Source organism: Brevundimonas sp. NPDC007368 (assembly GCF_042869015.1).
Lineage (GTDB): Bacteria > Pseudomonadota > Alphaproteobacteria > Caulobacterales > Caulobacteraceae > Brevundimonas.
This window is the reverse complement of record NZ_JBIAFA010000004.1, coordinates 359,556-380,952: the sequence shown is the minus strand read 5'-3', so window position 1 is coordinate 380,952 and position 21,397 is coordinate 359,556. Positions and strand designations below refer to the sequence as shown.

At 68.8% G+C, this 21,397-nt stretch carries 23 protein-coding genes; 12 read left to right on the top strand and 11 right to left on the bottom strand.

Annotated elements, in window-relative coordinates; genetic code table 11:
• Positions 1-74: 74 nt before the first annotated feature.
• On the bottom strand, positions 75-1,130 hold the full coding sequence (obgE, locus tag ACFYLW_RS11050; protein ID WP_312065338.1) for a GTPase ObgE: 1,056 nt from the start codon (positions 1,128-1,130) through the stop codon (positions 75-77).
• Between the two features lie 96 nt (positions 1,131-1,226).
• On the opposite strand from obgE, the gene ACFYLW_RS11045 reads away from it, so the two are divergent.
• Complete coding sequence (locus ACFYLW_RS11045; protein ID WP_312065337.1) at positions 1,227-1,970, top strand: hypothetical protein; 744 nt, start codon at positions 1,227-1,229, stop codon at positions 1,968-1,970.
• Here the strand turns inward: ACFYLW_RS11045 and ald are convergent.
• The 5 genes from ald to ACFYLW_RS11020 form a co-directional block, all read right to left on the bottom strand.
• On the bottom strand, positions 1,967-3,085 hold the full coding sequence (gene ald, locus ACFYLW_RS11040) for an alanine dehydrogenase (RefSeq protein ID WP_312065336.1): 1,119 nt from the start codon (positions 3,083-3,085) through the stop codon (positions 1,967-1,969). The genes ACFYLW_RS11045 and ald overlap by 4 nt on opposite strands.
• 330 nt (positions 3,086-3,415) lie before the next feature.
• Complete coding sequence (locus ACFYLW_RS11035; protein ID WP_312065335.1) at positions 3,416-3,553, bottom strand: entericidin A/B family lipoprotein; 138 nt, start codon at positions 3,551-3,553, stop codon at positions 3,416-3,418.
• 92 nt (positions 3,554-3,645) lie between these two features.
• Positions 3,646-5,367, bottom strand: coding sequence for a sensor histidine kinase (locus tag ACFYLW_RS11030; RefSeq protein WP_312065334.1), 1,722 nt, complete (start codon positions 5,365-5,367; stop codon positions 3,646-3,648).
• 6 nt (positions 5,368-5,373) lie between these two features.
• Entirely contained in the window at positions 5,374-5,982 is a 609-nt protein-coding gene (locus ACFYLW_RS11025; protein WP_292085109.1) for a sigma-70 family RNA polymerase sigma factor, read from the bottom strand.
• A complete protein-coding gene (locus tag ACFYLW_RS11020) occupies positions 5,979-6,185 on the bottom strand; it encodes a NepR family anti-sigma factor (protein ID WP_292085110.1) in 207 nt (68 codons plus the stop codon). Before ACFYLW_RS11020 ends, ACFYLW_RS11025 begins: the two co-directional genes overlap by 4 nt.
• 195 nt (positions 6,186-6,380) lie before the next feature.
• Here ACFYLW_RS11020 and ACFYLW_RS11015 point away from each other — a divergent pair, with 195 nt between their 5' ends.
• A complete protein-coding gene (locus tag ACFYLW_RS11015) occupies positions 6,381-7,178 on the top strand; it encodes a response regulator (protein WP_312065333.1) in 798 nt (265 codons plus the stop codon).
• Between the two features lie 63 nt (positions 7,179-7,241).
• Here ACFYLW_RS11015 and ACFYLW_RS11010 read toward each other — a convergent pair whose 3' ends face one another.
• The gene (locus tag ACFYLW_RS11010) at positions 7,242-7,496 is read right to left on the bottom strand and encodes a hypothetical protein (protein WP_312065332.1); all 255 of its coding nucleotides are present in this window, start codon (positions 7,494-7,496) and stop codon (positions 7,242-7,244) included.
• Positions 7,497-7,832: 336 nt separating this feature from the next.
• Here ACFYLW_RS11010 and ACFYLW_RS11005 point away from each other — a divergent pair, with 336 nt between their 5' ends.
• Both ACFYLW_RS11005 and ACFYLW_RS11000 read left to right on the top strand, forming a co-directional pair.
• On the top strand, positions 7,833-8,855 hold the full coding sequence (locus ACFYLW_RS11005) for an NADP-dependent oxidoreductase (protein WP_312065331.1): 1,023 nt from the start codon (positions 7,833-7,835) through the stop codon (positions 8,853-8,855).
• 14 nt (positions 8,856-8,869) lie between these two features.
• Positions 8,870-9,277: an acyl dehydratase gene (locus ACFYLW_RS11000; RefSeq protein WP_312065330.1), complete on the top strand. Its 408-nt coding sequence runs from the start codon at positions 8,870-8,872 to the stop codon at positions 9,275-9,277.
• Between the two features lie 214 nt (positions 9,278-9,491).
• On the opposite strand, the gene ACFYLW_RS10995 is transcribed toward ACFYLW_RS11000, so the two are convergent.
• Positions 9,492-10,283, bottom strand: coding sequence for a SapC family protein (locus tag ACFYLW_RS10995; RefSeq protein ID WP_292085118.1), 792 nt, complete (start codon positions 10,281-10,283; stop codon positions 9,492-9,494).
• A gap of 157 nt (positions 10,284-10,440) precedes the next feature.
• Between ACFYLW_RS10995 and ACFYLW_RS10990 the strand changes: the two genes are divergently transcribed.
• From ACFYLW_RS10990 to ACFYLW_RS10980, 3 genes are read left to right on the top strand one after another with little or no spacing between them, the layout of a single operon-like run.
• Complete coding sequence (locus ACFYLW_RS10990) at positions 10,441-10,935, top strand: Fur family transcriptional regulator (protein ID WP_312065329.1); 495 nt, start codon at positions 10,441-10,443, stop codon at positions 10,933-10,935.
• Between the two features lie 5 nt (positions 10,936-10,940).
• Positions 10,941-11,831: an alpha/beta hydrolase gene (locus tag ACFYLW_RS10985; RefSeq protein ID WP_312065342.1), complete on the top strand. Its 891-nt coding sequence runs from the start codon at positions 10,941-10,943 to the stop codon at positions 11,829-11,831.
• Positions 11,832-11,886: 55 nt separating this feature from the next.
• Entirely contained in the window at positions 11,887-12,390 is a 504-nt protein-coding gene (locus ACFYLW_RS10980; protein WP_313471887.1) for a hypothetical protein, read from the top strand.
• Between the two features lie 4 nt (positions 12,391-12,394).
• On the opposite strand, the gene ACFYLW_RS10975 is transcribed toward ACFYLW_RS10980, so the two are convergent.
• Positions 12,395-13,558, bottom strand: coding sequence for an aminotransferase class V-fold PLP-dependent enzyme (locus ACFYLW_RS10975; protein WP_312065253.1), 1,164 nt, complete (start codon positions 13,556-13,558; stop codon positions 12,395-12,397).
• Between the two features lie 77 nt (positions 13,559-13,635).
• Positions 13,636-16,488, bottom strand: coding sequence for a preprotein translocase subunit SecA (gene secA / locus ACFYLW_RS10970; protein WP_313471888.1), 2,853 nt, complete (start codon positions 16,486-16,488; stop codon positions 13,636-13,638).
• 260 nt (positions 16,489-16,748) lie between these two features.
• Between secA and ACFYLW_RS10965 the strand changes: the two genes are divergently transcribed.
• Genes ACFYLW_RS10965 through ACFYLW_RS10950 form a run of 4 tightly spaced genes read left to right on the top strand, consistent with a single transcriptional unit; the run spans position 16,749 to position 19,677 of the window.
• On the top strand, positions 16,749-17,687 hold the full coding sequence (locus tag ACFYLW_RS10965) for a peptidylprolyl isomerase (protein ID WP_292085124.1): 939 nt from the start codon (positions 16,749-16,751) through the stop codon (positions 17,685-17,687).
• The gene (argJ, locus tag ACFYLW_RS10960) at positions 17,684-19,057 is read left to right on the top strand and encodes a bifunctional glutamate N-acetyltransferase/amino-acid acetyltransferase ArgJ (protein WP_312065255.1); all 1,374 of its coding nucleotides are present in this window, start codon (positions 17,684-17,686) and stop codon (positions 19,055-19,057) included. Before ACFYLW_RS10965 ends, argJ begins: the two co-directional genes overlap by 4 nt.
• Positions 19,054-19,470: a (deoxy)nucleoside triphosphate pyrophosphohydrolase gene (locus ACFYLW_RS10955; protein ID WP_312065256.1), complete on the top strand. Its 417-nt coding sequence runs from the start codon at positions 19,054-19,056 to the stop codon at positions 19,468-19,470. Before argJ ends, ACFYLW_RS10955 begins: the two co-directional genes overlap by 4 nt.
• Before the next feature lie 24 nt (positions 19,471-19,494).
• Positions 19,495-19,677, top strand: a complete 183-nt coding sequence (locus ACFYLW_RS10950) for a Flp family type IVb pilin (RefSeq protein WP_312065257.1) — start codon at positions 19,495-19,497, stop codon at positions 19,675-19,677.
• Positions 19,678-19,685: 8 nt separating this feature from the next.
• On the opposite strand, the gene ACFYLW_RS10945 is transcribed toward ACFYLW_RS10950, so the two are convergent.
• On the bottom strand, positions 19,686-20,573 hold the full coding sequence (locus tag ACFYLW_RS10945; RefSeq protein ID WP_312065258.1) for a methyltransferase domain-containing protein: 888 nt from the start codon (positions 20,571-20,573) through the stop codon (positions 19,686-19,688).
• On the opposite strand from ACFYLW_RS10945, the gene ACFYLW_RS10940 reads away from it, so the two are divergent.
• Entirely contained in the window at positions 20,572-21,378 is an 807-nt protein-coding gene (locus ACFYLW_RS10940; protein ID WP_312065259.1) for a ComF family protein, read from the top strand. The genes ACFYLW_RS10945 and ACFYLW_RS10940 overlap by 2 nt on opposite strands.
• Positions 21,379-21,397 lie beyond the last annotated feature (19 nt).

The following is a 21,397-nucleotide window of genomic DNA, read 5'->3' as shown; positions in this document are numbered from 1 at the left end:
GCGGCCCCTCCGTCACGGACGCTGTGCGTCCGCGCCACCTCCCCATGAAATGGGGAGGAGAGCAGGGCGGCGCCCTACGGCTGCCAGCCGCCCGGCGTCTCGGGGACGATGTCGTCGCCCTCGACAGCGATCTCGCCGCGGGTCTGGCGAACCTCGTTCCAGGCGGCGCGCAGCAGTTCGGTCACGCCTTCACCGGACACGCCCGACACCAGATAGGGCGTCTTGCCCGAGACGGCCTTCAGCGCCGCGACCTTCTCATCGCGCTCTTCGGGCGAGAGGGCGTCGATCTTGTTCAGCGCCAGCAGTTCGACCTTGTCGGCCAGGCCTTCGCCATAGGCGTCCAGCTCGCCGCGAATGATGCGATAGGCCTCGGCGACGTCTTCCTGGGTGCCGTCGATCAGGTGGATCAGGCTGGCCGAACGCTCGACATGCCCCAGGAAGCGGGTGCCCAGACCCGCGCCCTCGTGCGCGCCTTCAATCAGGCCGGGGATGTCGGCGATGACGAAGCGTTCCGAGGGGCTGAGGTCCACCATGCCGAGGTTGGGGGTCAGGGTGGTGAAGGGATAGTCCGCCACCTTGGGCTTGGCCGCCGAGACCGCCGCCAGGAAGGTCGACTTGCCGGCGTTGGGCAGGCCGGCCAGACCGATGTCGGCGATCAGCTTCAGCCGCAGCCAGATCCAGCGTTCCTGGAACTCCTGTCCCGGGTTGGCGAAGGTCGGGGCCTGGTTGGTCGGTCCCTTGAAGCGGGTGTTGCCCCAGCCGCCGTTGCCGCCGGACAGCAGCTTCACCTTCTGGCCCGCCTTGTCCATGTCGACCAGGACGGTTTCCTTGTCCTCGTCCAGCACCTGGGTGCCGACCGGAACGCGCAGGACCACGTCGTCGCCCTTGCCGCCGTGCATCTGGCGACCCTGGCCGTGGTGGCCGGTCTGGGCCTTGAAATGCTGCTGGTAGCGATAGTCGATCAGGGTGTTCAGTCCCTCGACCGCCTCGATCCAGACGTCGCCGCCCTTGCCGCCGTCGCCGCCGTCGGGGCCGCCGTTGGGAATGAATTTCTCGCGTCGGAACGAGACGGCGCCGGCGCCGCCCGCGCCCGAGCGAATGTAGATCTTGGCCTGGTCGAGGAACTTCATCGCGGGCTTATGCCAAAACTCGAGCCAAAGGGCGAGGGTCACGCGGTTCGGCGGCGTTTACCCGCCGTTAGGCGACGCGGACGACCCTGCCCGGCCATGAACATCGGCTCCCTGTTTCCTGCGCTCCCGACGGCCAAGCCGGAGGCGCGATCCGAGGCGACCTCTGCCCGCGAGGAGCGTCGACAGGCGCTGGCCGATGCAAAGCTGAGCGACGCCCGTGCGGCCGTCGAAAGCCTGAAGCAGCGCACCAGCAGCGCTTCGGAAGAGAAGAAGGCGGCGGCCAAGAAGAAGATCGACGAGATCAAGGCGCGGCTGCAGATGCTGCAGATGGCCATGATCGGCGATCCCAAGGGCGCGGCCCGCATGGCGGCGGCCCTGGCGCGGGAACTGGGCGCGGCGGTCAAGGCCTATGCCGCCGCCGGAGGTTCGAGCGCCGGTCTGGGCGCGGCGAGCGGGGCACCTGCGACAGGCGCATCCGGGACCGGCGGAGCGGAAGCCGCACCCGAGGCGGGGGCCGGGGAGGTTTCGGCGGAGACGCCGCCCGCCGAGGCGCCGGCCGAGGAGGCCGAGGCCCCCAAGGCGTCCAACCCCTATCAGCAGGCCATTGACGCGTCTCAGGCCCGCATCAACGAACAGGCCCGCCGCAGCGGCGAGCGTCAGGCCGACCGCGACACCATGGACGAGGTCAAACGCCTGGCCGCCCGGATCAAGGCCATGGCGCAGAGGGCCAAGGACACGCCGGAGGGCGACGAGGCCGAACGGGCCGTGGCCGGCATGGACCGCGAGGTGCAGGCGGCTCTACGGGCCATGCCCGACGTCGGGGTCGCCCTGACGGTCTAGCCTCGCGCCCAGACGCCGAAGGGGTCGCTCCACGGCAGGTCCAGGGCCTCGGCCACGGCGGGATAGGTGATCTCGCCGTTCAGCACATTCAGGCCGCGCGCCAGATGCGGATCCTGCTTCAGCGCCTCCAGTCCCCTGTCGGCCAGGGCCAGGCCGAAGGGCAGGGTGGCGTTGGTCAGGGCTTCGGAACTGGTGCGGGGCGCGGCCCCCGGCATGTTGGCGACGCAGTAGTGGACGACCCCATCGACGACATAGGTCGGGTCTTCGTGGGTGGTCGGCTTCGAGGTCTCGAAACAGCCGCCCTGGTCGATGGCCACGTCGATCAGGACGCTGCCCGGCTTCATCGACTTCAGCTGGTCGCGGCGGACCAGGGTGGGGGCCTCGGCGCCGGGGACCAGGACGGCCCCGATCACCACGTCGGCCTTGACCAGTTCCTCCTCGATGGCGCCGATCGAGGAATAGCGGGTGATGACCCGGCCGCCGGTCAGCTCGTCGATCTCGCGCATGCGGGGGATGGAGCGCTCCAGCACCACGACCTCGGCGCCCAGACCCATGGCCATGCGCGCGGCGTTCAGCCCCACGACCCCGCCGCCCAGTACCAGCACCCGCGCGGGCGCCACGCCCGGCACGCCGCAGAACAGCAGGCCCATGCCGCCATTGTGCTTCAGCAGGGTCTCGGCGGCGGAGAAGACGGCGATGCGCCCAGCCACCTCGGACATGGGCGCCAGCAGGGGCAGGCCGCCGTTCCTGTCGGTCACGGTCTCATAGGCGATGGCGGCGCATTTCGAGGCCAGCAGCCCCTTCGTCTGTTCGGGATCGGGCGCCAGGTGCAGATAGGTGAAGAGGATGTGGTCCGGCCGCAGTCGCGCCCATTCGACAGCCTGCGGCTCCTTGACCTTCACGATCATCTGACTGTCGGCGAAGACGGTCTCGGCGTCGGCGACGATGGTCGCGCCCGCCTTCTTGTAGTCGGCGTCGGTGAAGCCGGCGCCCAGGCCGGCCCCGGTCTCGATGCGGACCTCGTGGCCGTGGGCGACATACTCGCGCACAGCGGTCGGGGTCAGGCCGACCCGATGTTCATTGGTCTTGATCTCGCGGGGCACGCCGACGCGCATGGGTTCCGTCCCTGAGTTCGCGCCCCATCGCGCGGGGCGAGGCGAAGGCTAAACCTGACCTTGGGGAACGGCTAGGCCGTAACGCCGGAATTCGACCTTGCGCCCGGATCGCGCGCCGCCCCCCTGAATGCTCAAGCTTGGAGGGAAGGATGACGAAGGATCACGCCGGGATGTTTTGGTTCGGATGGGCGCCGTCGTTCGAGCCGCTCGTCGTCTGTTGCTGACGACGGATGGGCGGCATGGAGCCCGACCTTCGCCTGAAAGCAGGCGGATATGAAAAATCCCCGCCGCCTGTTCAGGCGACGGGGACGATCGGTTCTGAAGTCGGGACTAGTTCTTGGCGTCGCGGGCGGCGCCCTCGACGGCCGAGCCCGCGGCCTGGGTGTCCTTGCCGACGCCCGCGATGGTGTTGCAGGCGGCGGTGCTCAGAAGGGCGGCGGCGGCGGCGAGTACGAACAGTTTGCGCATGGTCGGCTCCTGTGAAAACGGGCAGGGGGTCCAATGACCGCCCCTCGCAACACCAACGCGAGGGCGCGGGCCGGGTTCCTGTCAAGCTGTCGCTAGTGTGCGCCGGGTGCGGCGGCCACGGGCGTGGGGAAGGTCAATCGGGCGACGGAGCCGCCGCCGGGCGCCTCGATCATTTCGGCCTGGCCGCGCAACTGTTTGGCGAAGGCGCTCATCAGGGTGCGGCCCACGCCGGCCGTGTCGCCTTCGGTCAGGCCGGGGCCGTCGTCCTGCACCTCCAGAACGCTGGTCTCGCCCGTCACCTTGAAGCGGACGCTGAGATCCCCCCCGCGTCCGGCGAAGGCGTGCTTCTGGGCGTTGGATACGGCCTCGACCAGCCACAGGGCCACCGGAGCCAGCCGATCCGGGTCGATGATGATGGCGTCGGCGTCGACCGAAGTGGTGACGAGGGGGCCGCGCATGGCTTCGCCGGCGATCAGTTGTCCGACCAGTTCCGTCAGGAAGACGCGGGAATCCGCCTCGCGAATGTCCTCGCTCTGGTAGAGGGTCCGGTAGATCAGGGCCAGGGCGGTGATCCGTTGGCGCGTGTCGCCCAGGGCCGAGCGCGCCGCAGGGTCGGCCACCGCTCTCTGCTGCATCGACAGCAGCGAGGAGATGATCTGCAGGTTGTTCTTCACCCGGTGATGGATCTCGCGCATGAGCGCGTCCTTCTCGTCCAGCGAGTCGAGCAAAGCCTTGTCGCGGGTGGTGATGCTGTCGCCCAGCGAGCCCAGCGTCCGGGCCAGGGTGCGGATTTCGGCGGGCGCGTGTTCGGCCTGGACCGGACGCACCGAGAAGCGGCCGCGCGCATAGATGGCCGCCACCCGTTCCAGATAGACCAGCCAGCGGATGACGATGCGCTCGGACAGCAGCATGACCGCCAGGAAGGCGACCAGCCAGGCGGCCAGGGGCAGAAGGAAGGAGCCGATCGGGTTCAGCCGGGCCCATGACAGCAGGCCTGACGCCGGGGCTGACAGGAGGACGTAGAGGTCGCGTCCGGCCAGGGCGGTGCCCGCATAGACGTGCTTGCGACCGCGGGCGTCGCGCGCCTCGAACAGGGCGGCTTGCTCCTGTCGGGCTTCGCGCACCCAGGTCGCGGTCGTGCCGTTGATGGCGAAGGCGGCGGGATCGGTGGAGACCAGGATCCGCCCGTCGGCGTCGGTCAGGGCGGATTGGGCGCCGGCGGGCAGGGCGGGGTCGTGGATGTCAGGCTGCAGCGCAGTCAGCGGGATCACCGCTGCGACCGCGCCCTGAAAGGCGCCGAGCGGGCGTTCCGAGCGCACGGCGACGATCAGCGAGCCGGGAGCGTCGGGCGCGCGGACCATGACCACGTCCTCGCCGTTCTTGAGCCGCTGATACCATTCCTGGCTGCGGACTTCGGACGGCGGGGCGGGGGAGTCCTTGTCCGCGCGCGAGGCGCAGACCGGCTCGCCGGTCGGACTGTAGCGCTGCAGGGCCGAAAGCCCGTCCAGTCGCGACACCAGGGCCGTCAGGCGCGGCTCGCAATAAAGGCCGGTCGCTTCGGGCGCCAGGGCCTGAAGCAGGACGACGGTGCTGTCGATCCGGGCCTTGGCGTCGGTCGCGCTGCGCTCGGCGGCCAGTTGCAGGTCATGCCGGCGGTCCTCGGCCTGACGTCGAAACTCGGCCTGGGTCTGGGCGGCGCTGAGCAGCAGGATGGGCAGCAGGGCGACGGCCATGGCCAGGCCCATCCGGAAGCGGATGCCGTGGACGCTGGGGCGAGTCAGCCGCAATCCCCATGCGCGGCCGAACCGCACCATGCGCCGTCAGTCCTGCCTGGCGCCGCTCAGCCTGTCGGCGTCGGCCAGAATGGAGCGCATGGCGTCGCCCGCGGCCTGGCCGTCGCGCCCGTACCCGCCGCGTTCCAGCGTCGCCTGCAGGGCCTTGCGGGCCCGCGACACACGGCTTTTGACCGTGCCGACCGCGCACTGGCAGATCTCGGCGGCCTCCTCGTAGGCGAAGCCGCCGGCGCCGACCAGGATCAGGGCTTCACGCTGTTCCTCGGGCAGGGTCTTGAGGGCCTGACGCAGTTCGTCCAGAGCGACCGGCGCCTCGGGATCGTCGACCGCCACCAGGGTCCGCTCGGCGGCTTCCTGATCCAGCTGGGTCTGACGCCAGGAGCGGCGCTTTTCCGAATAGAACTGGTTGCGCAGGATCATGAAGGTCCAGGCCTTCATATTGGTGCCCATCTGATAGCTGGCCCGGGCGTCCCAGGCCTTCATCATGGCTTCCTGAGCCAGGTCGTCGGCGGACGTCGGGTCGCCGGTCAGGGTGCGGGCGAAGGCGCGCAGATGAGGAATCAGCGTCACCAGCTCCTTCTTGAAGCCGGCGTCGTCGGCAGAAGGCGGCTTCGGAGGGGCGCTGGAGATGCTCATCGGCCCTCCTTGGTCGACGAGCGCTCGTCGGCGCGGCGCAGGATGTCCAGGAATTCGTCGGGAACCGGCTCGTTCACCACCTGGTCGAACATGTGGCGCAGCTTCACTCCGATGGCTTGCTGGCGCAGACGCACTTCTTCCAACCCGCTGTCTCTGGACGTCGATGCGTCAGGACGCTGGGTGGTTTCCTTAGGGTTGATCATGGATTTCCGGCCGCCGCCCAAGCCTGGTGTAGAGGGTTCATGGAAGCCGAAAACGCCGCTTCCCGCCAAGAGTTCCTAGGCCGCTGCGTTTTAATGCTCAAGCTTGGCCTTCGGCGTGGAACCGTTGCGCCTCGATCACGTTCTGACAGACTGGCGCGTCTTCAGATCGAGGACGCCGACTGTCGGGGAATTTGTATGAGTCTATTGGCCAGGCTTGCGCCGCATCTGCCCTATGTCCGCCGCTATGCGCGGGCGTTGACCGGCGATCAGCTTACGGGCGACAACTATGTCCGCGTCGCGCTCGAGGCCCTGGCGGCCGGCGAGCGTCAGCTGCCGACGGACATGACGCCGAGGGTGGCGCTCTATCATGTCTTCCACGCCATCTGGTCGTCCACGGGCGCCCAGCTGGAGGACGGCAGCGGTCTGGAAGGCGGCGACGACGACGCCACACGCCGTTTGATGCGGATTGCGCCGCGCTCGCGCCAGGCCTTCCTGCTGACCGCACTGGAAGGGTTTACGCCGTCCGAGGCCGCGCAAATTCTCAGCGTGGATCCGCGTACTGTGGAGCGCCTGATCGCCGAGGCCCAGAGCGACATCGACGCCGAACTGGCCACCGACGTCCTGATCATTGAGGACGAGGCCATCATCTCGGCCGACATCGAGAGCCTGGTCCGGGAGCTGGGCCATCGCGTCACCGGCACCGCCACGACCCATGACGAGGCCGTCGACGCCGTGAGCCGTCATCGTCCGGGTCTGGTCCTGGCCGACATCCAGCTGGCCGACGGCTCGTCGGGGATTGATGCGGTTAAGGACATCCTCAAGCGCTTTGATGTCCCGGTCATCTTCATCACGGCCTTCCCGGAACGGCTGCTGACCGGTGAGCGGCCGGAGCCCACCTTCCTGATCACCAAGCCCTTCCAGCCGGAAACCGTGAAGGCGGCGATCAGCCAGGCCCTCTTCTTCCATCCGTCGCGTCAGAAACAGGCCGCCTGATTTTCTGATATTGCGATTGATCGGCCCCGTCGGTTCGCCGTCGGGGCCTTTCTCTTGCCGGGTTCAGGCTGCCGGAGCCGGCGCATCGAAGGCGGCGACGTCCTCACGCGGGCCGCCCGCATCGGGATTGACGGTCTGGAAGCCGCTATTGCTGAGCAGCCACATGCCCAGTAGCAGGACGGCCGCCGCCCCGCCCGATACGATCAGCAGCCACAGAATGCGCCGTCCGCCTCGACCCTGCCGGACGTACTGGGCTTCGATCGGCACATGGTGCTCGACGGCGTCGGCGGAATGGGAGTGGGGATCCTGATGGCTCATCGCGCTCTCCGGTACGGGCCTCTCGGCTGGTCCTCCTCTAACGGCCTAGCAACGCGGAGCAGGGCGTCGTCGTTCCGATCAGCGAACGGCGCGCCGCGGCGAGCGGCTGATTTGCCTGTCTGAGGGAACCGGCGTCGGACGCCGCCGTTATCGGCATGCGGAGGCGACAAAGCCCCCGACCTGACCGGTTCGCCGGTCCGTCGTTTCCGCCCTCATTCTCGATGATGCCACCTCAAAGCGAACCTGCAACGGTTCGCTTTTTCTTTGAAAGCCCCTCGACAGGGGCGGCGCATCCACGCCTAATGAGTTCTCAAAGAAAACGCATCGGAGACAGCCATGGCCCCTCGCAACCGTCAGTGGGTTCTTCGCCAACGGCCCCAGGGGCTGATCCAGGACGGCGACCTGGAACTGATCGAGACCCCGGTGCCGGACCTGAAGGACGCCGAGGTCCTGGTCCGCACCATCTATCTGTCGCTGGACCCGACCAACCGCACCTGGATGAACGACAGCCAGGGCTATCTGCCGCCGGTCGGTCTGGGCGAGGTCATGCGCGGGCTTACTCTGGGCGTGGTCGAGCAGTCGAAGTCCGAACGGTTCAAGGAGGGCGACATCGTCACCCCGCTGTCGGGCGGCTGGGCCGATTACGCCGTGGTGCATGAGCAGGGCCTGCGTCCGGTGCATCGCGCGCCGGGCATGCCGCTGACGGCCAATCTGTCGGTGCTGGGGATGACCGGCCTGACCGCATACTTCGGCGTCACCGACGTTCTGAAGGCCAAGGCGGGCGAAACCCTGGTGATCTCGGCGGCGGCGGGCGCGGTCGGCTCCATCGCCGGGCAGGTCGCCAAGCAGCGCGGCGCCCACGTCATCGGCATCGCCGGCGGCCCGGACAAGTGCCGCTGGCTGACCGAGGAGCTCGGCTTCGACGCCGCCGTCGACTACAAGAACGAAGACGTCGGCGAGGCCCTGGACCGGCTGGCCCCGAACGGCATCGACCTGAATTTCGAGAACGTCGGCGGCGACATCATGATCGCCGTGTGGAACCGGTTGAACGTCCATGCGCGCATGGCCGTCTGCGGTCTGATCTCCAGCTACAACGCCACGCGGATGCCGCCGTCGCCGAACTTCAGCCGGATCATCACCCATCGCCTCAACGTCCAGGGCTTCCTGGTTCTGGACTACGCCCACCGGGCCAGGGAGATGGTCGAGGAGATGGGCCCCTGGTTGGCGGAGGGGAAGGTGAAGTGGAAGGTCCACGTCGATGACGGTCTGGAAGGGGCGGTGACCTCGCTGAACCGCTTGTTCACCGGCGACCATGACGGCAAGCTGCTGGTGCGGGTGTCGGAAGAGCCCGCCGCCTGAGGAGGCCTGACGGGATGACCGAACCGCTGCACGTCCATTTCGAGGACCTTGAGGTCGGCCAGGTCATTCCCCTGGGCGCCTGCGCGGTGGACGCGGCGGCGCTGGACGTCTTCGCCGAGCGGTTCGCGCCAGGCTGGGACGTGGCCTATGGCGCGCCCGACGCCATGATCTACGCCCTGTGGAGCCGGCTGTCGGCGGACAAGGCGGGGCATTGGGCCGGGGCCAAGACCCTGGCGGTCGATGGCCTGCGCTTCATGCGCAATCCGCCCGCAGGCGAGCTGTTGCGCGGGCGGCTGACCGTCATGGGCAAGGACCCCGTAGGAGACGAGAAGGGCATCGTCGTCGCCCAGCAGGACCTGCTGGACGAGGCCGGAAGGTTGGTCTTCTCCTGCCTGACCCGCGCCCTGATCGCCCGGCGCTAGACAGAAAACGCCCCGCCGGTTTCCCGACGGGGCGTTTCATTTTCAACGTTCTAGCGGCCTCAAGCAGCGCGAATGCGCGGTAGGCCTCCAAAGAAGGCCTCAAGCAGCGCGAATGCGCGGTAGGCCTCCAAAGAAGGCCTCAAGCAGCGCGAATGCGCGATAGGCCTCCAAAGAAGGCCTCAAGCAGCGCGATAGCGCGGTAGGCTCCTGAGAATTACGCGTTGGCCGCGGTCGGGACGGCGGCGGCGCGGGCGAAGGCCATGGCGATCAGGCGCTCCCAGCCCAGCAGCGACACCAGGTGGGCATAGATCTGGCCCAGGGCGCCGTTGTCGCGCAGTTCAGCCAGCTTCTCGACCGGCAGGGCTTTCAGCTTGTCTTCCGAGACGGCGTAGTACTCGGCCAGCTTCTGGACGGGACCGGCCGAGCCGTCGGCGTTGCGCGGCGTGAAGTTGGCTTCGCGGGTCTCGAACAGGTCCAGATCGGTCAGCAGCTTGACGAAGGACTCCGTGCGCAGGCGCTCCTGCTCGAAGTTGTTGCAGAACTCCATCGCATTGTTGACGTAGGCGCTGGGCTGGTCGTTCTCGAACAGCGGCACCTCGCCGGCTTCGCCGAGGAAGGGCGCGGCGCGGTCGATGCACAGGATCATGCGGTTCTGGGTGTCGTCGTTGGCGAAGACGAAGGGGTAGCGGCGCACATAGGCCGGAATATAGGCGTCGGAGCGGAACTCGCCGTTGTCGACGAACAGGTTCTCGCCCTGGCGCAGGCCCATGGCCACCACCGGCTGCTTCTGGTCGCCGACGAAGATGATCGGGTAGGACAGGGCGGCCGGCGCGAACTCGGTCACGGTCAGCGGCACGATGTTGGTCTCGGCGACGAAGGCGTAGGGCTTGTCGGCCGGCGTCACGCCCAGCTTGCCGTGGGCTTCGAACGAGATCGGCTCCGGCTGCGTGTAGAACAGGACGTTGCCGGACAGGGCGCCGGACGCTTGGGACGTGGTGTCGGTCATGATGGGTCGGATCGGCTCTGAACAGAAAGGTCGAGCCTTCTAGCCCATGGCCGGGCGCGCCGCAAACGCGGCGGTTCGGCGAACGCGGCGAGGCCGAGGGTCCCCTGCGGCTCAGGCGACGGTTGCGGCGGGCCTCGCGACCCCTTAGCTGTGAGGCATGGGCGCCGCATGCGATCACGAACATTCCGACAGCCGACCGGGTCCAGCCGAGGTCGAGCGGACCTTGGCCGTCGTCGAAGGCCAGTGCGCGGCCGAGGGCGAGCGTATGACCGCGCCGCGCCGTCGCGTGCTGGAGCTGCTGCTGGCGGCGGGGGAGCCGGTCAAGGCCTATGACCTGATCGCCCGCTACGGCGCCGACGGTCAGGCCGCCAAGCCGCCGACCGTCTATCGCGCGCTGGAGTTTCTGGAGCGTCGTGGCGTGGTGCATCGCATCGCCTCCATCAGCGCCTATGTGGCCTGCGCCTCGGCGGCGGACGACGCGCGCGCCCACGCCGCCGCCTTCCTGATCTGCGATTGCTGCGGGGCGACCGAAGAGGTGGCCGTGGCCGGCGGCGAGGCCTTCGCCGAAGCCGTCGCCTCGGCTGGTTACGCCATCGAGCGGACGACCATCGAGGGGCATGGCCGTTGCCCGGCCTGCCGCGTGGCGGCCTGACGCCGATGGACGCCCTGGCCCTGGCGGCGCCGCGGCGGCTGACGGTGCCCATCGACAATCGATGGGGCGGGGGCGACATGGCGGTGCTGGACTTCGGCGATCCGGCCCGGCCCGTCGATCTGATCTTCGCCCACGCCAACGGTTTCAACGCCTACGCCTATCGCTCACTGCTACAGCCCCTGTCCGGGGCCCTGCGCATCTGGGCGCCTGATCTGCGGGGGCATGGGCAGACCCGGCTGCCGGCGCGGCCCGAGGGGCGGCGCAGCTGGAAGGATCATCGCGACGACCTGATCGCGCTGCTGGACGCCGTCGAGGGGCCGCCCGTGGCTCTGGCCGGTCACTCCATCGGCGGCACCAGCGGCCTCCTGGCGGCGGCGGAACGGCCCGGGCGGGTCTCGCGGCTGTTGCTGCTCGATCCCGTGATCTGGCGCCGCGAGATGGTGCTGGCGATGAGCCTGCCCCTGGTCGGGCGGCTGGCGCAGCGTTTTCCCATCGTCCAGGGCACGTTGAAGCGCCGGGCTCTGTTCGACAGCCGCGAGCAGGCGCTGAAGGCCTATCGCGGACGAGGGGCCTTCAAGGGTTGGTCCGACATGGTGCTGGCCGACTACCTGGTCGACGGACTGACCGAGACCGATCAAGGCTTCGAGCTGACCTGCAGCCCGGCCTGGGAGGCTTCGAACTACGCCGCCCAGGCGCACAATCCCTGGCGGGCGCTGCGGCGGTATCCCGGCGCCGTGCGAATCCTGAAGGCCGAGAGCGGCAGCCTGTGCGCCCTGCCGACGAGTTCCGTCCCCGCCTCGTCGCGGCAGGTCGAGGCCGTCGCGGGCGGCGGCCACCTCTTCCCCATGACCCATCCCGACGTGGTGCGCGACGCCCTGCTCGACGCGGCGGTCTGAACCATGATCGCCGGGGTGTCGTGGTCCCTGGTTCGATGTTAGGCCTAGACGGGTCATGAGTTCGCCCGCCGCCAATGATCTGAATCGTATCCTGCTGGGCTCGGCCATCGGCGCGGCCATCGGCCTGGTGCTGCTGGCGCTGGGCGTGGCCATCCTGTGGAACGCGGCCGATCAAAAGCTCCGCGAGGCGTCGTCGGCGCCAGTGCCTGTGCCGGCGTCAGGGGCGGCTTCCGAGCCGCCGGCCGCCGTCCGGCGCGAGGCGGCCGCCGAGGCGACGGCCTCGCCCACGCCCTATCCCGTCTTAGGGCCGGCGCCCCCGGCCCCGCCCGCAACGGCGCCGGCTGAACCGCCGCGCCGGGCGGCGACCTCGATCTGGCGGTCGATCTTCGACGACGAGGCCGAGACAGGGCAATCCGCTGCGCCCGCCGCACCAGCCGCGCCCGCTTCGGCGGCGCCGCGTGCGGCCCCTCCCGCCGCCGCCCCTCGTCCCGCGCCGCGTCCGGTCACGCCCCGACGCCCGCCCGAGGCCCAGCGCCAGGACGACAGCCTCTTCTTCTGACACCTCAGGTCAGGCGGGCGCAGGCGTGGATCAGCCGCTCCACGTCTTCTTCGGACTGATACAGGCTGAAGCCGAAGCGGATCACGTCGTCGCGCACGTCGGTGACCACGTTCATGTGCTGCAGGTCGGCCTTCCAGCGCGAGGCTTCGTTGGAACGCAGGGCCAGGAAGCGGGCGCGGGGGGCATCGCCCTCGACCGGGTTGAGGATCTCGGCCTGAGACAGGGCGTCGGCCTTCCCGTTCTGGACCGCCGTCTGGAACCGGGCCTGCAGGCCGCGCGCATGGGCGGCGATCTCGGCGGTGGTCAGGCCCTGCTCGTCCAGCATCCGGCGCACGGCGTTGAGGCGATACAGCGCGCTGACGTCGAAGGTCGCGCCCCAGAAGCGGCCGCCGTCGGTGCGGTACTGGACCCCGCCGGGCGGGCCTTCCAGATGGCCGAACTCGGCGAACCAGCCGGTGATGACCGGGCGCGGGCAGAAGCCGGGCGGGGAATGCAGGAAGCAGGCCCCTTCGCCCGCCATGGCGTATTTGTAGCCGCCCGCCAGATAGAAGACCTTGTCCGCCACCGCCGACAGGTCGGTCGGGGTCGCCATGAAGCCGTGATAGCCGTCGATGACCACCCACGGTCCCGCCGGATCGGCCAGTTCCGCCAACTCGGGGATGGCGTCGAACACCTGCCCGGTGCGGAAGAAGACCTGGCTGACCAGGATCAGGTCATGCCCGCCCGCACGGGCCGCCGCGACGAAGCGCTCGGCGAAGGTATTGAAGGGCTGCAGCGGCACGCGCGTGACCACGGCCTCGCCGGCCTCCTCCCAGCGTTCGGACTGGCGGCGGAAGGAGTGGAATTCGCCGTCGGTGGACAGGATGCGCACCGGCTTCTTCTCGACCCCGGAGACGAGGCGGATCAGCAGGTCATGGGTGTTGGAGGTGAAGATCAGGCTGTCGGGCGAGGGCAGGTTCAGCTCCTTCGCCACGTGCTGCTGCGCCTCGGGAATGACCTCGCCGAAGACCAGGTCCCACTTGCGGTCGGCGAAGCGGTTGGCCTCGGCCCAGGCCTGGACCTGGGCGTCGAAGCTGGCGTCGGGCCACAGGTGATGGCTGTGGGCGGCGAAATGCAGCCGCTCGGGATCCAGACCCAGGGCGCGCGAGAAGAGGGGCTTGTAGCTCATCCCGCGACCTTACCCGGATCGGCGGGCGGCCCAACAGAAAAGAGGCGGGCCGCTTTCGCGAACCCGCCTCATGATTTCTAGATCAAACTACCGTGGCAGTGCTTGAACTTGCGGCCCGAGCCGCAGGGGCAGTCGGCGTTGCGGCTGGTGCGTTCCCAGCCGACGGGCAGGGCCTCGACCGGCAGTTTGGAACGATCGTCGCCGGTCAGCATGCCTTCCGGGTTCTGGGCCGACGGGTTGGCCATCTCGTTTTCGCCGGTGCCGGGGTTCAGGTGGATTTCCTGGAACTCGGGCATCTCCATCGCCGGCGGGGCCTCGAAGCGGAACTCGACCGTCATCAGCCAGCGGGTGACGTTGTGGCGCAGGTCGTGCAGCAGCGTCTCGAACAGGTTGAAGGCTTCGGTCTTGTATTCGTTCAGCGGGTCGCGCTGGCCGTAACCGCGCAGGCCGATGACGCCGCGCAGGTGGTCCAGGTGGACCAGGTGCTCGCGCCACTGCATGTCGATCATCTGCAGCATGAACTGCTTTTCCAGACCACGGGTCTGGTCGGCGCCGATCATTTCCAGACGCTCGGCCGCGCGGGCGTCGGCGGCGGCGTTGATGCGCTCCTCGATCTCTTCGTTCGAGACGCCTTCCTCGGCGGCCCAGTCCTTGAGCGGCAGCTCCAGGCCCAGGGTGGAGCGGACCTTCTCGTCCAGGCCGTCCATGTCCCACTGCTCGGCATAGGCCTTGGGCGGCATGTAGCGTTCGACCAGGTCGGAGACGACGTCGAGGCGGAAGTCGGTGACCAGTTCCGACAGATCCTGGGAGTCCATGAACTCCTGACGCTGTTCGAACACGGCCTTGCGCTGGTCGTTCACGACGTCGTCGTACTTCAGCACGTTCTTGCGCATGTCGTAGTTGCGGGCTTCGACGCGCTTCTGAGCGGTTTCGACGGCGCGGTTCAGCCAGGGGTGGCTGATGGCCTCGCCCTCGGCCACGCCGAACGACTTCATGATGGCGTCCAGGCGATCGCCGGCGAAGATGCGCAGCAGGTCGTCTTCGCACGATAGATAGAATTTCGAGGTGCCGGGGTCGCCCTGGCGGCCGGTGCGGCCGCGCAGCTGGTTGTCGATGCGGCGGCTCTCGTGGCGCTCGGTGCCCAGGACGAACAGGCCGCCTGCGGCCAGGGCCGCCTCGCGGTTCACGGCGATCTCGGACCTGTACTCGGCCTCGACGACGGCCAGCATTTCCGGCGTCACCTCGACGGCCATGTTGCGCTGTTCCTGGACCCAGCGCTGGATGCGCATTTCCAGGTTGCCGCCCAGCTGGATGTCGGTGCCGCGACCGGCCATGTTGGTGGCGATGGTCACCGCGCCCGGCAGGCCGGCGTCAGCGACGATATAGGCTTCCTGCTCGTGCTGGCGCGCGTTCAGGACGTTGTGCGGAATGCCGCGGCCGGTGGCGTAGGTGATGTCATAGGCGTCGTTGCCGACCTTCTGCGCTTCCTTCTCGCGCCCGGCGTACTCGGCCTTGAGGGTGCGGCCGGTCTCGACCTTGTATTCATAGGCGTCGAGGACCTTGGACAGTTCTTCCGAGTTCTCGATCGAGACGGTGCCGACCAGGATGGGCTGGCCCTTGACGTGGCACTCGGCGATCTGGGCGGCGATGGCCGCGTTCTTTTCCTTGAAGGTGCGATAGACCTCGTCGTCGTAGTCCTTGCGCTGGATCGGACGGTTGGTCGGCACTTCCAGGACGTCCATCTTGTAGATGTCGAGGAATTCCTGGGCCTCGGTCGCGGCCGTGCCGGTCATGCCGGACAGCTTTTCGTAGAGGCGGAAGTAGTTCTGGATGGTGACCGAGGCCAGGGTCTGGTTCTCGGGCATGATCTTGACGTCTTCCTTGGCCTCGATGGCCTGGTGAAGACCTTCGGACAGGCGACGGCCCGTCATCATGCGGCCGGTGTATTCGTCGATCAGGACGATCTCGCCGCCCTTGATGATGTAGTCCTTGTCGCGCGTGTACAGGGTGTTGGCGCGCAGGGCCTGGTTGACGTGGTGGACCAGGCTGACGTTGCCCGGGTCATAGAGGTCGGTGGTGTCCTCGGCGAAGTGGCCGCCGGCCTCCAGCATCTCCTCGACGCGCTCCGAGCCCAGCTCGGTCAGCAGGGCCTGGCGCTGTTTCTCGTCGAGGTCGTAGGTGGCCTTGTCGAGGATCAGTTCCTTCACGATGCCGTCGACGATCTTGTAGAGGTCCGAACGGTCCTCGGTCGGGCCCGAGATGATCAGCGGCGTGCGCGCCTCGTCGATCAGGATGGAGTCGACCTCGTCGACGATGGCGAAGTGGTGGCCGCGCTGCACCATCTCGCGACGGTCATAGACCAGATTGTCGCGCAGATAGTCGAAGCCGAATTCGTTGTTGGTGCCGTAGGTGATGTCGGCGTTGTAGGCCGCCTGGCGCTGGCCCTGGCTCAGACCGTTGACGATGACGCCCACGTCCAGACCGAGGAAGCGATAGACCTTGCCCATCGTCTCGGCGTCGCGGCGCGCCAGGTAGTCGTTGACGGTGACGACGTGGACGCCTTTGCCCGCCAGGGCGTTCAGATAGACCGGGGCCACGGCCACCAGGGTCTTGCCTTCGCCGGTCCGCATCTCGGCGATGCCGCCTTCATGCAGGATCATGCCGCCGGTCATCTGCACGTCGTACTGACGCTGGCCCATGACCCGCTTGGACGCCTCGCGCACCACGGCGAAGGCTTCGGTCTGCAGCTTGTCGAGGCTTTCGCCGGCTTCGATGCGGTCCTTGAAGGTCTGCGTCATCATGCGCAGCTCGTTGTCCGAGAAGGCCTCGAACTTGGATTCCAGGGCGTTGATCTTCTCGACCTGACCCATGAAGGTCTTGACCTTGCGGTCGTTGGAGGAACCGAGAAGTTTCTTGGCGAAGCCGAGCATGGGCGATCCGGTAAGGCGGTCGAGCGGCTGAGGCTCTGAAAACAGGAAGCGCCGTGATCAAAGGCCCAGATCGACCTCGGTCCCAACGACCCTCGAAATACGAGGCGTGCGCAGGGGCCGCGCAGACGATCGAAAACCCCTCGACTTGGGCGCAGCCGGGACTTAAGCACCGCCCTAACCCCTGTCAACGCGAGGGGCTTTCAACGGCTTGCCGAGACGGGCCGTCCCGTCCCTGTTTTTCGCCCCGCACGGAGCGCCAGATGCGTCTTTCGCGCCCCCTGTCCAGATCCTTGCGGCCCGTGCTGGCGTCGGCCCTGCTGGCCCTGACCCTGACGGCCGCCTGCGGGCGCGGCGATGCGGAAACTCCGCCGGAGAAGAATGATCTGGTGGTCGCGCGGGTGCTGGACCGTTCGGTCTGGGCTTCGGACGTGCGCCGCGAGGCGGTGGCCCAGGGGCTGATCGGCGAAGGCGAGCCGCTGGACGTCAAGTCCGAGCTGTTCCGCCGCGTGCTGGACGAGGTGGTCGACCAGAAGCTGCTGGCCGCCGAGGCGCGCCGTCGTGGCCTGGACAAGAGCCCGGCCGCCCAGCGTCGGCTGGAGGCCGTGCACGAACGCATCCTCGGCGACATGCTGGTGGAATCCGTCGTCAGCGGCGCCGTGTCCGATCAGGCGGTCGAGCGGCTCTATCAGGAGCAGCAGCGCCGCGCCCAGACGACCGAGGAGGTCCGCGTCCGTCTGATCCTGTCGCACACCAAGGAACAGGCCGACGCCGTGGTCGGGGTCCTGGGGCAGGGGGCCGCTTTCGAGGCCGTGGCCGCCCAGCGCTCGGTCGATGACGCCACCCGCTATTCCGGCGGCGACCTGGGCTATTCGACGCTGGACGTCCTGCCCGACGCCTACGCCGCCGCCCTGCGCGGTCAGGCCCCCGGCGCCGTGGTCGGCCCGGTCCAGACCGAGAGCGGCTGGGCCGTGCTGCGCATCGAGGATCGTCGTCTGGAGACCCCGCCGAGCCTGGATCAGGCCCGCCCCCTGATCGTCCGCTACCTGACCTATGAGGGCGTGCGCCAGTTGCTGGAGCAGTTGCGCGGCAAGGCCGCCGTCGAGGTCTTCCTCAATCCCGCCAAGCCGGCGGCGCAACCGGCTGTCGAGCCTGCGCCCGCTGCTTCCTCCGCTCCTCCCGCCGGAACCGTCGCCTCATGAACCGTCCGCCCGCCAAATCCGGCTCGACCGGCCAGATGATCGAATCCGCCATCGAAAAGGCCCTGGATCCGCTGGCCTCTGCCCTCAAGCGCGCCACCCAGCCGGCCAAGGCCGCGGCGCCCGGCAAGCCCGGCCTGATGATCTCGCCCCTGGCCGTGCCCTTCCCGACCATTCCGCCCATCGGCGGGGTCGAGATCGCCACCGCCCGCGCCGGCTTCTACAAGCACGAGCGCGACGACCTGGTGGTCTTCCGCTTCCCGGAAGGCGCGTCCTGCGCCGGGGTCTTCACTCGCCACAAGGTGGGCTCGGCGCCGGTCGACTGGTGCAAGCGCCAGCTGGACGCCGACAAGGGCGGCGAGGGGGTCAAGGCCCTGGTCGTCAACGCCGGCTGCGCCAACGCCTTCACCGGCAAGGCGGGCGCCGACGCCGCGCGCCGCACGGCGTCGGAAGTCGCCAAGCGCTTCGACTGTCGCCAGCGCGACGTCATGCTGGCCTCGACGGGCGTGATCGGGGTGGTGCTGGACGAGACCAAGATCACCGCCCGCCTGCCCGACATCAAGGCGGGCCTGAAGGCCGACGCCTGGGCTCAGGCCGGCCTCGGCATCATGACCACGGACACCTTCCCCAAGGGCTCCTTTGCGGAATGCGAGATCGAGGGCGTCAAGGTCAGGATCGCCGGCATCGCCAAGGGTTCGGGCATGATCGCGCCCGACATGGCGACCATGCTGGCCTTCATCGTCACCGACGCTGATATCGCGCCGCCGGTGCTGAAGGCCCTGCTGAACCTGCACGTCCGCACCACCTTCAACAGCGTGACGGTGGACGGCGACACCTCGACCAACGACACGGCCCTTCTGTTCGCCACCGGCGCCTCGGGCGCGCCGCGCATCGGCCGGGTCGGCGACCGCCGCCTCAAGGACTTCTCCGCCGCCCTGGACCAGGTCATGCTCGATCTGGCCCACCAGCTGGTCAAGGACGGCGAGGGCGCGACCAAGTTCGTGCGCGTCACCGTGGACGGCGCCGCCAGCCCCGCCTCGGCCCGCAAGCTGGCCAAGTCGATCGCCGACAGCCCCCTGGTCAAGACCGCCATCGCCGGCGAGGACGCCAACTGGGGCCGTATCGTCATGGCTGTGGGCAAGACCGAGGAGGCCGTCGACCGCGACCGTCTGGCCATCCGGTTCGGCCCGCACACGGCGGCCATCGACGGCGCCCCGGCCCCGGACTACGACGAGGCCAGGATGAGCGCCTACATGAAGAACGCCGAGATCGACATCACTGTGAACGTGGCCTCGGGCCGGGCCTCGGCCACGGTCTGGACCTGCGATCTGACCAAGCGCTACATCGAGATCAACGGGGACTATCGCTCGTGAGCGAAGCCGCCGCCGTCCCCACCGTTCTCGTCGTCGCCGTCGCCCTGATCGACCCCGACGGCCGCGTGCTGATCGCCAAGCGGCCCGAGGGCAAGCAACTGGCCGGGCTGTGGGAATTTCCCGGCGGCAAGGTCGAGCCGGGCGAGCGGCCGGAAGCAGCCCTGATCCGTGAGCTGAAGGAAGAGCTGGACATCGACGTGAACGAGGCCTGCCTGGCACCCTTCGTGTTTACCAGTCACGCTTACGATTCATTTCATCTCTTGATGCCACTGTATCTGTGCCGGCGTTGGTCCGGCGTGGTCACCGCCCGTGAACATGCGGGTCTGGCCTGGGTGAAGCCGAACAAGCTGTCGGACTATCCCATGCCGCCGGCTGACGAACCTCTGGTCGCCTGGTTGCGCGATCTGCTCTGATCAGGCGCCGAGGGAGGGGCCGGGATGCGACGTTTCATCGGCCGGTTCCTTCACGACGACAGCGGCGCCACGGCCATTGAGTACGGCCTGATCGCCAGCCTGATCTTTGTGGCCATCATTGCCGCCATCGGCGTCTTCACCGCGCGGACCGGGGCCATGTACGACTACATCAGCGAAACCATCTCCTCGGCCATCGGCGGCGCCTGACGGCGGCCTCAGGTCCGACCGGTCTGTTCCCTGACGCCGAGCGCGTCCGCCAGACGGGTCTTGGCCGAGCCGCGTCGGGCCGGCTTCTGCTGGCTCTCGTGCGGGGCCCAGCCGGCCAGGTGCACCATCTCGAAGGTCGCCGGGATGCGCCCGTCCGCCTCGGCGTGGCGCTCGGCGTAAAGCTGCGCCGCGCGGGCCAGAACGGCGCGGCTCAGGGGCTTGATCGGCCCCGCCAGCACATTGGTCTCGCCCATGGCCCGCAGGTCGCGCATCAGGGCGAAGGGGTCGCCATAGCGCACCGTCACCCGGTCCACGTCGCTGACCGGCAGGGCGAAGCCCGCTCTTTGCAGTAGGCCCGCCCCGTCGAAGCCGTCGGCGAAGGGCGAGACGCGGGCCTGGGCCCCGCCGTTGACCTCCAGCTCGGCCTCGGTCAGCACCCCGCGCAACTCCTTCAGCGTCGCGGCCCCGAACAGGCTGGCCACGAACAGGCCGTCGGGCCTCAGGGCGCGCCGGATCTGGCTGAGCGCGCCGGGCAGGTCGTTGGCCCAATGCAGACCCAGCAGGTTGACGATCAGGTCCGCCGACTGGTCCTCCAGCCCCAGAGGCCCGGCCCCGGGCGCGGCGCGTTCGGAAACGGACCCCACGGTGCGCACCTCCGCCACCCGCTCACGCGCCGAACTGTCGGCCACCGCGCGGGCGAAGACGCCCGGATGGGGGGACAGGTCGACGGGGGCCTGAAACTCGCGCAGGATCACCTCCAGGCTGTTCACCGCGTTCTCGGCGGCGCGCAAGTGCAGGAAGTCGGCGTCGGGGAAACGTCGGGCGGCGCGGCTCAGGCGCGCGGCGCGGCGGGCGGCGTCGAAGATGATCGGGGGACCGGAGGAGGGGGCGCTCATGTCGGTTCAGGATGGGGGCTGGCAGGGTCGAATGAAAGGCGTGATCGCGCCTATAGCATCCCGCGCGCGCGATGCGGGGCGCGGTCTGCTGGATATTCTGCTGCCGCCCACGGCGCACGACAGCCGCGAGGCCACGGCCTCGGCGGGCCTGACGCCCGACGCCTGGAGCCGGGTGGCCTTTCTGGAAGCGCCCGTCTGCGACGGCTGCGGCGCGGCCTTTGAATATGACGGCGGCGACTTCGCCTCCGACCGCTGTCTGGCCTGTCAGGTCCAGCCCTACGCCTTCGCCCGGGCGCGGGCGGCCTGCGTCTACGACGAGGCCTCGCGGGGGCTGATCCTCAAGTTCAAGCACGGCGACCAGCAGCAGTTCGCGCCCCTGTTCGCCCGCTGGATCGCTCGCTCGGCCGCCGACGTGGTGGGCGAGGCGGACGCCGTGGTTCCCGTGCCCCTGCACCGGTCCCGCCTGCTGGCGCGGCGCTTCAATCAGGCCGCCGAGGTGGCGCGGCCGCTGGCCCGCCATGCCGGGCTCGACTACCTGCCCGACGCCCTGATCCGCAGCGCCCCGACCGCCAGCCAGGGCGGCAAGTCGGCGCGCGGACGGCGGCTGAACGTGAAAAAGGCCTTCGCCGTAACCGAGGCCGGGCGTCGCCGGATCAAGGGGCGGCGCATCCTGGTGATCGATGACGTCCTGACGACCGGGGCCACGGCCGAGGCCTGCGCGCGGGTATTGATGGAGGTCGGAGCCCGCGCCGTGGACCTGGCGGTGATCGCGAGGGTGCGAACCGCGCGCGAACCGCCTAAGTAGGGGGCTAGCCTGCAGTTCA